Annotated in this window: 14 protein-coding genes; 7 read left to right on the forward strand and 7 right to left on the reverse strand. The window is 59.9% G+C overall.

What is annotated here, in order from left to right; genetic code table 11:
* The first annotated feature begins 261 nt into the window (after nucleotides 1-261).
* Both ACP86_RS15800 and ACP86_RS15805 read left to right on the forward strand, forming a co-directional pair.
* On the forward strand, nucleotides 262-1,695 hold the full coding sequence (locus tag ACP86_RS15800) for a fibronectin type III domain-containing protein (protein ID WP_227507734.1): 1,434 nt from the start codon (nucleotides 262-264) through the stop codon (nucleotides 1,693-1,695).
* An 89-nt stretch (nucleotides 1,696-1,784) separates the two neighbouring features.
* Entirely contained in the window at nucleotides 1,785-2,021 is a 237-nt protein-coding gene (locus ACP86_RS15805; RefSeq protein ID WP_053114721.1) for a hypothetical protein, read from the forward strand.
* Between the two features lie 82 nt (nucleotides 2,022-2,103).
* On the opposite strand, the gene ACP86_RS15810 is transcribed toward ACP86_RS15805, so the two are convergent.
* From ACP86_RS15810 to ACP86_RS15825, 4 genes are all read right to left on the reverse strand, one after another.
* Complete coding sequence (locus ACP86_RS15810; protein ID WP_053114722.1) at nucleotides 2,104-2,532, reverse strand: hypothetical protein; 429 nt, start codon at nucleotides 2,530-2,532, stop codon at nucleotides 2,104-2,106.
* A 118-nt stretch (nucleotides 2,533-2,650) separates the two neighbouring features.
* Entirely contained in the window at nucleotides 2,651-3,379 is a 729-nt protein-coding gene (locus tag ACP86_RS15815) for an anti-sigma factor domain-containing protein (RefSeq protein ID WP_053114723.1), read from the reverse strand.
* Nucleotides 3,376-3,984, reverse strand: coding sequence for a sigma-70 family RNA polymerase sigma factor (locus ACP86_RS15820; protein WP_053114724.1), 609 nt, complete (start codon nucleotides 3,982-3,984; stop codon nucleotides 3,376-3,378). Before ACP86_RS15820 ends, ACP86_RS15815 begins: the two co-directional genes overlap by 4 nt.
* A gap of 107 nt (nucleotides 3,985-4,091) precedes the next feature.
* Entirely contained in the window at nucleotides 4,092-5,102 is a 1,011-nt protein-coding gene (locus ACP86_RS15825) for an AraC family transcriptional regulator (protein ID WP_053114725.1), read from the reverse strand.
* An 88-nt stretch (nucleotides 5,103-5,190) separates the two neighbouring features.
* Between ACP86_RS15825 and ACP86_RS15830 the strand changes: the two genes are divergently transcribed.
* Together ACP86_RS15830 and ACP86_RS15835 are read left to right on the forward strand one after the other, a co-directional pair.
* A complete protein-coding gene (locus ACP86_RS15830) occupies nucleotides 5,191-6,804 on the forward strand; it encodes an FAD-dependent oxidoreductase (protein WP_053114726.1) in 1,614 nt (537 codons plus the stop codon).
* Between the two features lie 58 nt (nucleotides 6,805-6,862).
* On the forward strand, nucleotides 6,863-8,521 hold the full coding sequence (locus ACP86_RS15835) for an acetolactate synthase large subunit (protein WP_053114727.1): 1,659 nt from the start codon (nucleotides 6,863-6,865) through the stop codon (nucleotides 8,519-8,521).
* Between the two features lie 15 nt (nucleotides 8,522-8,536).
* Here ACP86_RS15835 and ACP86_RS15840 read toward each other — a convergent pair whose 3' ends face one another.
* The 3 genes from ACP86_RS15840 to ACP86_RS15850 all read right to left on the reverse strand — a co-directional run bounded on the left by ACP86_RS15840 (nucleotide 8,537) and on the right by ACP86_RS15850 (nucleotide 10,742).
* Nucleotides 8,537-9,262 carry an SGNH/GDSL hydrolase family protein gene (locus ACP86_RS15840; protein WP_053114728.1) on the reverse strand — a complete coding sequence of 242 codons (726 nt, stop codon included), beginning with the start codon at nucleotides 9,260-9,262 and terminating at the stop codon, nucleotides 8,537-8,539.
* Nucleotides 9,263-9,286: 24 nt separating this feature from the next.
* The gene (locus tag ACP86_RS15845; RefSeq protein ID WP_014576437.1) at nucleotides 9,287-9,619 is read right to left on the reverse strand and encodes an SMR family transporter; all 333 of its coding nucleotides are present in this window, start codon (nucleotides 9,617-9,619) and stop codon (nucleotides 9,287-9,289) included.
* Nucleotides 9,620-9,716: 97 nt separating this feature from the next.
* Nucleotides 9,717-10,742: a DUF2235 domain-containing protein gene (locus tag ACP86_RS15850; protein ID WP_053114729.1), complete on the reverse strand. Its 1,026-nt coding sequence runs from the start codon at nucleotides 10,740-10,742 to the stop codon at nucleotides 9,717-9,719.
* Between the two features lie 463 nt (nucleotides 10,743-11,205).
* Here ACP86_RS15850 and ACP86_RS15855 point away from each other — a divergent pair, with 463 nt between their 5' ends.
* The 3 genes from ACP86_RS15855 to ltrA all read left to right on the forward strand — a co-directional run bounded on the left by ACP86_RS15855 (nucleotide 11,206) and on the right by ltrA (nucleotide 13,829).
* A complete protein-coding gene (locus tag ACP86_RS15855) occupies nucleotides 11,206-11,604 on the forward strand; it encodes a GFA family protein (RefSeq protein WP_053114730.1) in 399 nt (132 codons plus the stop codon).
* A gap of 75 nt (nucleotides 11,605-11,679) precedes the next feature.
* Nucleotides 11,680-12,009: an SMI1/KNR4 family protein gene (locus ACP86_RS15860; protein WP_053114731.1), complete on the forward strand. Its 330-nt coding sequence runs from the start codon at nucleotides 11,680-11,682 to the stop codon at nucleotides 12,007-12,009.
* 494 nt (nucleotides 12,010-12,503) lie between these two features.
* Nucleotides 12,504-13,829 (forward strand): group II intron reverse transcriptase/maturase, encoded by a 1,326-nt coding sequence (ltrA, locus tag ACP86_RS15865; protein WP_053113004.1) that lies wholly within the window; start codon nucleotides 12,504-12,506, stop codon nucleotides 13,827-13,829.
* Nucleotides 13,830-13,839: the final 10 nt, after the last annotated feature.

Consider the following 13,839-nt stretch of genomic DNA (forward strand, 5'->3'; position numbering starts at 1 on the left):
TTGTGAAAAGCGGACCTAAAACAATGACCTATGCTCGGGAGTCCGGGCTCCATGCTGTAACCTTCCATCACAACGTGTATCCCTCCGTAAACGCCAATTTTCTGACGTAATCCGGCCGAAAAATCCGGAACTGGGCCGCATATAACCGAAAACTGCCGCTGTAAGATTCGCTCAAATTCGTCAAATAATTGGTGCGAAACAATGTCATATTGCGGCAAAAAACTAACGAAGCAAGGACTGCTGATTTTACCTGCGGTTGTTATGCTTTCGGGCTGCGGTCTGGACATTTCAGGTGACGAAGACACCGCCACACAGCCCTCGGTCACTGCCGAGCCGACGGTCCAGATTGCCGGCGCAGCGGTCAAGGGCGTCATCCAGCAGGGGCTGGTTGTTGCCAACCGCCTGATTGCGGACAAGGACGGCATTTACGCGCCTCAACGCCAGGCAGCGAAACCGGTGTTGACGGCAGACGATGGCAGTTACGAGTGGCAGCTCCGCGGCAAGGCCGAGGGCTGGGCGCTGGTTGAGCTCACCGCTGATGGTGGTACCCGCATGATCTGCGACGTTGTTCCCCAGTGCGATCAGGCTGGCGGCGCGGCTGTGGCGTTTGGACAGAGCATGCCCCTTGATAGCAATTTCAGCTTACGTGGTGCTGGCGACCTGCGCATGGAAACCGTAAACCTCACGCCACTGACCCACTTGGCTGTAACTCTGGCGGAGCGCAGTGGTGACGGTCTTTCACCGGTTGCCATTTCCAATGCCTACACCACAGTCGAAACCTGGTTCGGCCTTCCGGCTGGCGCCCTGCGTCTGACACCGCCGGATCTCACCAATCTGGATGAGATGACCGGCGTATCCGCTGACGCCATTCAGGTGGCGATTGCCAACGCGGCGTTCCTGGCACTGGTCAACGATAACGCCCAATGGGATTCGATTTCTGATGTGTTGGCTGATGTCAGCTCGCAGGTGAGTGCCAACGGCCAGATCAGCGTTATGGGCGATGGAACCAACGTGGCACTGGCGGATCTGGTTAGCGCCGCCGCATTGCAATCTTCCGAGCTTCAGAATGCAGTGGATTCAAGCGTCATTAGCCAGAGATTGGCCGTTGTTGAACACCGCAATGTACAGCGCTTCAAAACCATTGCCGATGTTAACGAAGAAAGCAATGCCGACGTTGCCGATTCCGGTGATACCACCGACGGAACCACTGGCGGCGATGAAACCGCTGGAACTGATTCCGGCAGCACCACTGACACCTCAACCGACACCAACACCGATACCTCGACCGATACCTCAACAGGTTCAACCGACGAGCAGGTTGCCGGTACAACTGAGCCCGATACAACCACCGACGAAACCGTAGCGGACACAGGAACAGACACTGAAACCAGCGAGCCCGTCACCGAGACGACGCCTGAGGAAACCGCTCCTGCAAACACAGCACTGCTGAGCTGGACCGCGCCGTTGACCCGCGAAAATGGCGACAGCCTGGCCATGGGTGAAATTGCAGGCTTCGAGGTGGTCTACGGTACCAGCGCTGAAAACCTCGACCAGAGCCTGGCCATTGGTGACGCCTCCGTCGACGAGCTGCTGGTTGATGAGCTGACTGAAGGCACCTGGTACTTTGCTATCCGTACCCTGGACACCGATGGTAATCGCAGCCGGCTGTCTGAAGTGGTCTATAAACAGATCTGATTTGGCGGTTAAAGGCAGCGACCCCCACTGGGGGCTTCGCTGCCAGCCTGCTACTATGTGCTGGTCCATTGCTCCATACCAGGTACATCATGGCCGGTTCAGACTACTCTCGCACTCTCCTTGAAGTGATCCCTGACGCCAGAGACGGCCTTACCCGCACTGAAAGAATCATTCTTTACGTCCTGCATGAAACTCAGAAAGAGCTGAAGGGCCGCAATGTCCCGACCGCCATGCTGTATGGCAGGGTGCTGGAATATGTGGACATGAGCGAGGCGGATCTTCATCTCTATCTGGACCGCCTGGGCGTGAAGGGAGACGGCAGATAGGGTTGGCCGTGGGTAATTAATCCGGTTTGATATGCCGGCTGCATTCGCCAGTCAGCGCAGCAGCCGGCACTATCGCCAGCGATTATTTTGCGGTAATAGTCTGCATCACCAGCTTGCCATCTTTCTTGATCGGGCCGTCTTCCTTGGCGCCCAGGGTGTATTCAAAAATACCCGTTTTCATCCCGCCGTCTTCGCTGTGAACCATCAGCATCAGCATGTCACCGGATTGCACTTCCTCGGTCAGGATGGCGGCGACGTCCATGTTCATGCCTTTGCGCAACGGCGCGTGGGCGACAACAGGGCCCGGCTTCATGGATTCGTCGGTGCGGTGAACCACCAGCCACCCATTCTGTTCGGCAACCACCTTTCTGGCGGATACAACGCCGTTGGCAACAGACTGATCGTTGGTCCAGACACCGGCCTTGTGTTCAGCGGCCAATGCAGAACCGGTTGCGAAAGCGCCGGAAACCAGGGCGGCGAGAAGTGCGGATGTTCTTGCGTGCTTGTTCATTGCGTTCTCCTGAGTGTCAGTGTTTCCCGCCCGCTGGGTTGTTTTTGGGCGGGTTAACTGCAGCTACGGGAGCCGGTGCGCAAAGTTTCAGGCACGGAAGATTTTTTGCACCTGCCTATTAATTGTTTCCGTCGGTGGGGTAGAGGTAACCGTGAATCGCCGGTCCCGTGGGCTGTCCGGTGGGTGAGCCCCCTTCTGGCTCGACGCTGATGCCGAACGTGGCCTCCTTGAGCAGGGCAGGGTCGTAATTGCGCAATGCCCCCTCATCCAGCGCGAAATCGTTACCCAGAACGCCCACGGAGCGAGGGTTTGGGCCCAGCTCGTCGGCCTTGATCCACAACTGATAGGATTTTCCGGGTCTTGGCTCGGCAGTTACCGGCCTGATATTGAGCCGTTGCTCCTTCAGGTCCACCGTCAGCAGGAAGGCCGGCTGCTCATCGTTGTTCTGGAAAACCGCAACAAACGACTGGGCTTGGGGCTCGGGCTGCGGCTGGAACGCCAGAATGGCCACGAGAACCAGGGCGGCCGCCGAGGCAATCGCCGTGCTCCAGCGCCAGCGGTTCAGCTGGCTGCGCAGAGCAACCACGTTGGACGTTTCGGCAGCCTCTCGAGGCGTCGATTCCACCCGGTCCAGAGCCTTCTCGATTTTTGCGAACAACGCCGGTGAGGGCTGAACGGGCTCGGTTTCCTCGGCCAGCTTACCCAGGCGCTCTTCCCATTGAAGAATCAGCGCATCTACCTCCGGGTCCTCATTGCGCCGGCTTTCAAGATAGGCCCGCTCCGAGGCTGGCAATGTGCCCAGAACGAACTCTGCAACCAGCATGTCCAGGTCGTCGCGTTCAGTCATGATTCGAGGCACCTTTTGAGCTGTTTCAGGGCGCGGTGAAGCCAGGTCTTTACCGTGTTGACCGGCTGTTCAAACTGGCTTGCCAGGTCCTCCCGGGACCATCCGTTAAGGTAGGCCAGGCGCACCATGTCCTGTCGGTCTTTTTCCAGTTGGTCGATGCAGTGATTCAGTTGATTTGCCGCCCGCTGGTCTTCCAGCTGTTCCTGCGCCGATGTCTGCCGGCCTGGCATCTCATCCAGCTCGTCGCTGTTCGTGGTGCGTCCGGCGGGGTGTTTGCGCAGCTCATCAATGGCACTATTGCGGGCAATCGATACCAGCCAGGTGATTGGCGAGGATTTGCCGTCCTGAAACTGCTCGGCTTTTTGCCAGATCTTGAGATAACTGTCCTGGATAACATCGTCTGCCCACCCTCTGTCTCTGAGGATACGCAACACGGTGCCCAGAAGTTTCGGGGCAGTTGCCTGGTAGAGGAGGGCGAAAGCCTGGCGGTCTTTCTGAGCCACGCGGTGAATCAGCTCAGCAATACGCTCCGGGGTGTCTGGGGGCGCCTGAAAACTCTGCGCATCATTGGCATTGTCTGGGAGCTGATCGGGGTCAGGCTTCATGGGGCCTCAGGCTCTAATGTCTGATCAGCAGGTTACTGCTTGGACTGCTAATGCTCAACATGAAATTACGCTGGCGGTGTTGCCCTGCATGTCAGTTTGGGCCGCAGTCAGCCCGAATACTGCTGCTTGCGCCACCGCACCGGTGGCATGCCCGTCCAACGCCGGAATGCCCTGTAAAACGTGCTGACCTCGGCAAACCCCAGCGCTTCGGCGATTTCAGGTAGGGAGGCGCTGGAATCGGCGACCGCCTGTAGGGCTTTTTCACGGCGTACGTCGTCAACCAGCCCATCAAAGGTCTGGCCCTGTTCCCGGAGCCGCCGGGCCAGGCTGCGTTCGCTGATGCCCAGGGCTTCGGCTGCGTCTGCCCGGCGGGGCAGAACCGGTCCTATCCGGGCGTTCAGCCATCGGCGTATTTCCGGCACTGAGGCACTGTTGATGGAGAGGGCGGCAAGGCGGGCATTGGTGTAGCGCTCGTGCACCTGGGCAAGCTGGGGGTCCGCCTGGGGCAGGGGCTGGTCCAGAACGGCGTTGTCGATCTGTACACCGCTGAACGCCTGCTCGAACTCCACCGGGCAATTGAATACGGTCTGGTAACCGGCCATCGGCCCCAACCGGGCTTGGCTGAACTGCACCCGGGATGGTTGCATCCGGGTGCCGGTAACCCAGCTTCCGAACCCCACTACCGAGGCCAGCACCGCTTCGATCTGGTGCGGGCTGAAGGCCAGCTGCCCCTGCCTGGGGTGGTAGACCAGCCAGGTGGCTGTGTTGCCGGCAACAATCTGGAACCGCCCGCCATCGGAGATCAGCCGCTGAAAACGCTGCACCATCACGATGGCCTCCCGCAGGGTTGCGGCAGATTGCAGCGCAAACCCCACGCCACTGATGCTCATCGGGGAGAACTCCGCTCCCACCTTCAAACCAAAGCCCGGGTCGCCGGTGCAGCGTTCGGCGGCGTGCCAGAGCCGGGTAATATCGTCGATCGGCCAGCGTTCCAGTTCGCAGGCGGCTTCCGGAATGCCGGCTTCTGCCAGCAGTTGGTTGGCGCTTAAAGACAGCCTCTCGGCAGCACCGATGACGGTGTTAACCCAGCCAATGGAAACCGTGGCCTCTAATGTCAATTTTGTTGGCCTCTAAAGTCAATTTTAAAGCCATGGTACCGGTATATCTTTAAACCTGACAACTCATTGCAATCGGGTCGGATGCGATATGGCCAAGGTGATTTCCTCAGACATTCTGGTGGTCGGCGGCGGGCTGGCCGGTATTGTCGCGGCTCTGGAAGGATTGCGCGCCGGCAAGTCCGTAACCCTGGCAGACCGGGACACCGAAGAACGGATGGGTGGCCTGGCGCTTTGGGCCTTTGGTGGCATGATGCTGGTGGGCACGCCGCTGCAGAAGCGTATGAAGATTGCAGACACACCAGAGATTGCCCTGGAAGACTGGCTGAGCTTTGGCGAGCTGGCCCCCGACGATGAATTGCCCCTGCAATGGGCCCGTTACTACGTTGAGCATTCACGCTCCGAGGTTTACGACTGGCTCAGCAACGAAGGCATCAAATTTCTGCCCGCCGTGAACTGGGTTGAGCGCGGCCGTTTCGGCGATGGGAATCGTTTGCCCCGGTACCATGTGGTGTGGGGCACCGCCCGGGAACTGGTCCGCTGCCTGATGACCGCGCTGCACCGGGAGAACACCAGCGGCAAGCTCACGCTGCTGCACCAGCATCGCATTACCGAACTGGACCACGAAGCGGGAAAAGTCAGCGGCGCCCTGGCTATCAACGAGGCCACGGGAGAGGAAGTTCGCTTCGCGGCGTCGGCCGTGGTGCTGGCCACTGGCGGCATCAACGGCAGCCACAAGGAATGCCGCGCGAACTGGCCGGTTGATCGCCCGCAACCCACCCGCATGCTGAATGGTGCCCACCCCTATGCCGATGGCCGCATGCATCACTGGGTGGCCGACACCCTCGGAGGCCGGATTACCCACGCCGGCGAAATGTGGAACTACGCGGCCGGCTTCCCGCATCCGTACCCCCATTTTCCGGGCCACGGCCTGTCCACCATTCCCTGCAAGTCGGCCCTGTGGCTGAACCACTGTGGCGAGCGGATTGGCCCGGAACCCCTTGTGACCGGCTTCGATACCCACTGGCTGTGCCAGCGTGTGGCCGAACAGGAAAAACCCTGGACCTGGCACCTGCTCAACTGGCGCATCGCTGCCAAGGAATTTGCCATCTCGGGCTCCGAGCATAATGCCCGCATCCGGGATAAACAGTTCCCCCAGTTTGTGAAAGAGCTGTTGCTGGGCAACCACGCCCTGATTCGGCAGATGCAGCATGAAAGCCGGGATTTCCTGGTCGCCGACAGCCTCACGGATCTGGCCGGCAAGATGAACGCGCTGACCTGCTCGAACGACATCAACCCGGCAACACTCAAGGCCACCGCGGATGCCTTTGATGCCAACTTCGCGGCAGGCACCAGCCTTCACGACGACCCCCAGATCCGGATGATCCAGCATGCCCGGGAATGGAAGCCGGACCGCCTGCGCACCTGCAAGCCGGCCCCGCTGCAGAAATCCGGCGCTGGCCCCTTTATCGCCATCCGCATGCAGCTGATTACCCGCAAAAGCCTGGGTGGCCTGCAAACCGATCTGCAGAGTCGAGTCCTGGGCGCCCACGGGCAGCCGGTTGACGGCCTCTATTGTGTCGGCGAGGCGGCAGGCTTTGGTGGCGGCGGTGCGAACGGAAAACGTTCCCTGGAAGGTACCTTCCTGCCCGGCTGCATCATGACAGCCCGGGCGGCGGTGCGGGCCATCGTGGCCGGAGGCTGAATCCTGTGGGCAAAACACATAACCAAAACCCCGAACCCGGAAAGCTTGGAGAACAACAATGACAAACGGCGCTCAAGCCCTGATGAAAACCCTGGTGGATGCCGGCGTTGAGGTCTGCTTCAGCAACCCCGGCACCAGCGAGATGCATTTTGTGGCCGCCCTGGATGACGAGCCCAAAATGCGGGCGGTGCTTGCCCTGTTCGAGGGTGTGGCCACCGGCGCCGCTGACGGCTACGCCCGCATGGCCGACAAACCTGCCGCCACGCTGTTGCACCTGGGCTGCGGGCTGGGCAACGGCCTGGCCAACCTGCACAACGCCCGCAAGGGCAAGGTGCCGGTGCTGAACATTGTGGGCGACCACGCCACCTACCACGTGAAGTACGATGCCCAGTTGCAGTCGGATATCGAGACCGTAGCCCGCAACGTGTCCCCGGGGTTTGTGCGCACCGCCAAGAGCACGGAAACCCTCTGCCAGGATGCCGCCGAAGCCATCGCGGCGGCCCGTACGGCACCCGGGCAGGTAGCTACATTGATTCTGCCGGCCGATGTGTCCTGGGGCGAGGGCGGTGTGCCCAGTGCGCCCATGGCACCGCCGACACCGGAGCCGGCAGACGATGCCACCGTGGAAGCCATTGCCAAGGCTATCCGCTCCGGCAAGAAAACCGCCCTGTTGATGGGCGGCCATTCCCTGCGAGAGCCCAGCATGTTGGCGGCCGCCAAACTGGCCGCCCACAGCGGCGTTACCCTGCTGGCGGAAACCTTCCCCACCCGCATGGAGCGGGGTGCCGGCCTGCCTTACATCGAACGGATCGCCTACCTGGCGGAACTCGCCACGGTGCAGCTGACCGACATCGAACAGCTGATCCTGGTGGATTCGAAGGCGCCGGTTTCCTTCTTCGCCTATCCCGGCAAGAAGAGCTACCTGGTGCCGGATACCTGCCAGGTACACACCCTGGCCGCCCCGGACCAGGATATTCTGGCCAGCCTTAACAAACTCAACGCCGCCGTTGGTGCCAGCCAGGCGCAGCCGAAGCTCCAGCCCGAGAAGCGACCGGGCCGGCCACGGGGCAAGCTGACTGCCGAGAAAGTCTGCAAAGCGGTAGGCGAGTTGATGCCCGAGAACGCCATCATCGTGGACGAGGGCATCACCTCCAGCCTGATGCTTTCGGTCATGACCGCCGGTGCACCCCGCCACGACATGATTACCCTCACCGGCGGCGCCATCGGCCAGGGCTTGCCCAATGCAGTGGGTGCTGCCGTAGCCTATCCGGACCGGCCGGTTATCGCCCTGATCGGCGATGGCACCGCCATGTACACCATTCAGGCCCTGTGGACCATGGCCCGGGAACAGCTGAATGTAACCTCCATCATCTTCAACAACGCCTCCTACTCCGTGCTCAACATCGAGCTGGAGCGGGTCGGTGCCGAAGAGGCCGGAGAGAAGGCCAAGTCCCAGCTGGACCTGCGGGGCCCGGTGATCAACTTTGCGGAAATGGCCAACGGCATGGGCGTTCACGGCGTGCGGGTGCACACCGCTGAGGAAATGGCAAAAGCCCTGGAATACGCCCAGAGAATGCCGGGCCCACACCTTATTGAAGCCGTGATCCCGGAATCCCTGAGCGGGGTAAAGCGCCGGATACTGCCTTGGATGCTGCGCTCACTGCCGAGCCTGCCGCTGTCGGTTTCCAAGGCGCTGAAGCGCAAGCTGGCGCCCTGAGGCGGGAAGGAAGGGTTAGCCTGACCGATTGGTGGGGCTGACCCTGTCTGCCAGTGCCTCGGCAATATAGCGGTAGCCCTTCTGGCCGGGGTGATAGCCATCCCTGGCAAGAAGCTCAGGATCGGTAACCACCGGGTAGTTCACGTAACGGAAGTCTTCAGGAAACTGGCGCGCCAGCCGGATATAGAGGTTATCCAGCTGCCTGGCCCGCCACCCCATCACATGCCGAAGCGGCGAGGGCAGCGCCGTAAAAAGATGCATCGGCGGCACGCTCAAAAGCAGAATAGGCCCTGAATATCGTGGCGCCAGCAATTCACGCAATGCCTGCAACTGCCGGCGGAAACGAAAGCGGGGCGTGAAGCCCGTGGTGTCGTTCACCCCCATGCTCAACAGCACCACATCCGCCTCTGGCAACTCGGCGGTTTCCAGCGTGTGAATCAACGCCCCGAGCCGGATGCCGTTGACCCCAAAGGTATGCCAGGCAATGGTCTGGCCCGTGCGCTCGTGGATTTCCCTTGCCAATTGGCTGGCCAGGCCCTGATCGTGGGTTTCAACACCTACGCCGGCCGCCGTGGATTCGCCAATCACCAGCACTCGCCTGGCGGGAGCACCTTCGCCATATTGACCGCACGGAGAGCCTCCGGCCTCCGGCAACCTGGGCGTTGTGCGGCGCGCCTGCTTGCCCTGGTAGAGCAGTACCGGAAAGAGCAGGGTAGTCGTCAGCCAGAAAGGGAGATGCATGGGGGCTCCGGTTTTACCGTCAGGTTAGTGAGCGACTGACTTGGAAAACAGATTGATCACTGCAACACCGGTGATGATCAGCGCCATACCAATCACAGTGGCGGCATCCAGAGCCTGCCCGTAAATCAGCCAGCCGATAAGTGCCACCAGCACAACGCCCATGCCTGCCCAGATGGCATAGGCCACGCCCACGGGAATTTCCTTCAGGGTCAGCGAGAGGAAGTAAAAGGCAATGGTATAGCCGGCAATCACCAGCAGGCTGGGCCAGAGTCTGGTAAACCCTTCACTGGCTTTCAGGCCGGTGGTGGCAATCACTTCCGCTACGATGGCAACGCCCAGAAAAATCCAGCTCTTCACAACTTACAGCCCCCATTGGTGAACAACCGCCCGGCAATACCGAACGGCACTCTGTGGCTGCGGAGTCTATCAAAAACCGGGCGGGGAACGCGCGGGCTTATCCCGGCCAGAGCGGTGGCCATTGGCCGTGGAGCTTGTTGTACTGCTCGATCGGCTCGCTGCGATAGCCGCCAGCATAGCGCTCTTTCACGCTGGGATGCACCCAGGTGCGATTGGTCTTGGGCGGGGGTATCTCGCGCACCAGCTTGCCCAGCAGCTTGTACTTGCCCTTGTACTCATTGTGCTGATCGGCGCTGGCATGGGTTACGGTGGGCAGGGAATCGTTGAACACCAGGGCGTGTTTTTGCGCTTCTTCTTTCAACCACAGCAGGGGGATATCCGCCAGGGTGCGGCCCTGTTTGTCTGGCTCGTAACCGCCGCCGACGTCCGAGTGCACCCCGGCAAACCAGACCTGGGCCAGATCGGTGCCCTCTCGCGGGTCCCACAGTGTGGGTTCGAAATCCTCCCGCTGCTCGTCCAGCGAGAGCGCGTGGCGGGCGACGCGAATGTTGCTGCCGATCTTGCAATCGTAGAACAGGTCCCGATCCTTGATCAGGCCGAAAAAAGTGAATGGCAGGCCCAGGGCACCCACGGTATCCCACACCCCGACAAACCGGATAGGCGTGCGCTGCTCCAGCGAATAGTTCGCCTTCCAGGCCATGGAGTGGTCGCCGTTGGCTTTGTGCTTCTTGGTTTTGTAGAGCTTGAAGGCCTCCTCGATCCGGCTGCCGTGCTCTTTTCGCAGAATGCTGCAGTTATTGATCATCCCGCACAGGCTGCGGGCCGTGTAGGCACCGCGGCTGAACCCGAACAGAAAAATCTCGTCGCCGGGCTCGTAGTTGTGCACCAGAAACCGGTAGCCGTCCATCACGTTCTTCTCCAGCCCGTAACCGGTGGCGCCGGCCCGAAGTGAATCGTGGTAGGAGCCAATGCCCCAGTCGTAGAACACCACCTGTTCCACCCCGTTGCCGTCGGTAGGCCGAATGGCGCGGGCAAATTGCAGCACGTTGGTTGGAAAGTCCTCACCCAGGATTTCCTCCGGGCGATTCCAGGTGCCATCAAAGCAGACAGCGATGCGTTTCATGGGAGTGACCTCCTGTCGTTTTGTTTCCCTGTGCTCCGCCTGTCGAATGGGGAGTAAGCTTGCCCACCCTCCGGCGCATGGAGACGACCGGTACATCCTGTTCGGTGGGTATAGATGAGTATCTCAGGTATGTGAGTGGGAGGGTAGTACCGAGGCGCTAGGCACTGGAGTTATACGCACGCGTTCGCAAAACTCCAGATGTCACATGAGAAATGTCGGTAACTATCTGATAGGGTTGGAAAGATGGAAAAGGTTGGGTGGAGTTATACGCCCATGGTAGGAGCAGGAGTGGCTCAAAAGAGGGCGTATAACTCCTGCGGTAGCCGTGGTAACTGGTGCTCAAGGGATTGTTTTTACTTAAGAAGCTCGTTTTTTCTTGAGCGTGTTTGAATGGAGTTTTACGAACGGGTGATATACGAACGCGTTCGTATCATCAGCTGTTATCACACAAGGAAGTGCATTCATGAAGAACACGGGTAGCTGCCTCTGCGGAGGCATTCAATACGAAATCAACGGTCCGCTGACCGATGTCCTAAACTGTCATTGTTCCATGTGCCGGAAGCTACATGCCTCAGCGTTCAGAACCCGCGCTAAGGTGCAGTCCTCTGACTGGTATACCATCCAAGGTCAGGAGTTGATGAAGTTCTACGAATCCTCTCCGGGTGAGCACAAGGGCTTTTGCTCAAACTGCGGTTCTAGCCTCTACACGAAATTCGACGCATATCCCGACGTCTATGGCTTTCCACTCGGAACACTCGATACCGACCCGGGAGTAAAAGCAGGGCGCCACGTATTCGTGGGCAGCAAGGCTCCCTGGTTCGAGATTACTGACGATCTGCCTCAGAATGCGGAGTATGACTGAGGCAGTGATAACAAGCCGCGTTACTCGGACGGCCTTGTCAGGCCGCCGGTGCGCTCGGCGTTAGGGCGTTTCTTTATGAAGCAAATTTACGGCAAAGTCTTCAGAGCCAGTGGTGGCGGTGAGTACGGGATTATTCGGAAGACTACTGAGCCGTTTCCTGAGGAGCTTGCCGAGTCAGATGTGATCGCCGAAGATGAGTGCGGGAATTATTTCGTCCAAGCGAATCTAGAAGTTCATTTTTGGGATCACGAAACTAGCGAATCTACGGTTCTCGCGCAGTCTATTAATGAATTTATCGCTGGGTGTGTAGCTCCGTCAGAAGTGGAGTTGGAGCCTGGTCAGGTTAAGTCGGTTTGGGTAGATCCAGAATTTGCCAAGAAGTTTGGTATCGACCCCAAGCCCTAACAAGTTGTTGTAGTTTGTTCCGGCCTGCGGCCTCCACCGGGCGCCCTTGTCAGGGCGCCGCTAAACAAAAGCGTGTGTGCCGGGCATGGCACAGAACTAGGGAGGTGAAAGTCCTCCTGCCAGGTGTTCGCAGAGCCGAAGGCTAGGAGAAGGGCAAGGGCGTCATCGCGAGGTGGGGTCTGAAGGAAGCCCAATCCAAAGCGGCGGGACGACGAACAGGAACCCGATACGAGGTGTGGTACATCCGGGGCGAGCGGGCACGTGACCGCGAAGCCCTCCTTCTGCGACTGGGGTGTACTTTATAAATCGGGCGTTCACGTCGTGAAAGCTCTGTGCCTTACCCCGGGAGGTCTGCCACGTGTGGACGGACCCACTGAGAGACGAGCGATCGTCTCTGATCGCGTGGCAGAAATCAGCAGAGGGCATAGTAGGTTCGCCCGTGAACCGAAGGCCCGAACAGAGACAGGAGTCGAGAGTCCGTGCAGGGAAACGGGATGGCATCCGCAAAGCAGCTAGCGCTGCCCCTGGAGTCTCCAGGGGATGAACCCGTTGCCGGAAACCGGGAAGGCTCGCACTCCGTTCAACCCTCACCGTGGATGGCGCGTGTGTTGAGCAGGGACAACCTCAATCGCGCCCTGAAACAGGTTCGACGTAACAAGGGAGCGCCGGGCATCGACGGCATGACCGTGGATGAGTTGCCGGATTATCTGCGCCAACACTGGCCCGAGATCCGGCAGCAACTGCTCCAGCAGACCTACCGACCAAAACCGGTCCGGCGGGTTACCATCCCCAAAGCCAACGGCGGTTCCCGCCCTCTGGGCATTCCAACGGTGCTGGATCGCTTTATCCAGCAAGCAATCGCTCAGGTTATCCAGCAGGACTGGGAACCGCGCTTCCACCCACACAGCTACGGCTTCCGTCCGGGACGCTCTGCGCATCAAGCGGTCCGATACGGACAGCGCTGCGCCCGGGAAGGTCGCAACTGGGTGGTGGATCTGGACCTGGAAGCCTTCTTTGACCGGGTAAACCATGATCGCCTGATGGCACGTCTGAAACGGCACACGCCGGACAGGCCGATGCTCAGGTTGATCAACCGGTACCTGAAGGCAGGTGTACAGATCGACAGCCGCAAAACACCAACACCCGAGGGCGTACCACAAGGCGGGCCACTATCTCCGGTGTTGGCGAATGTGATGCTGGATGAACTGGATTGGGAGCTGGAGCGGCGCAACCTGCGCTTCGCCCGCTACGCGGATGACTGCCAGATCTACGTGGGCAGTCACCGCGCAGGCGAGCGGGTGATGGTGAGTCTGACGCGCTTTATCGAGGACTCGCTGAGGCTCACAGTGAATACACGAAAGAGCGCGGTAGACCGGCCCTGGAAGCGCAGCTTCCTGGGCTTCACCCTCAGCCGGAAAGGGCAGCGATTGAAAGTGGCTGACAAAGCCATCACCAAGCTGAAAACCCAGATCCGGCTACTGAGCCGCCGAACACGGGGCCACTCACTGGCCCGGGTGATCGCAGATCTGAAAGAGACCCTGCTTGGTTGGAAAGCGTACTTCGACGCAGCCGAAGTACTGAGCCCGCTGCGGGACCTGGACAAGTGGATACGGCGGAGAATGAGAAGTTACGTGTGGAAGCAATGGGGCCGAAGGGGGTATCGTGAGCTGAGAAAGCGGGGTGTCCCGGTCAGATTGGCCTGGAACACCGCGAAATCAGCCCACGGCCCGTGGCGGCTGAGTCATTCGCCGGCCCTGCGGGAAGCCTTACCGGCCCGGTTGTTCCGGAGCTATGGACTGCCGGAACTGGCAGTGCGGTAACGGGTTGAAT

Origin of the sequence: Marinobacter sp. CP1 (genome assembly GCF_001266795.1) — a bacterium.
GTDB classification, from domain to species: domain Bacteria; phylum Pseudomonadota; class Gammaproteobacteria; order Pseudomonadales; family Oleiphilaceae; genus Marinobacter; species Marinobacter flavimaris.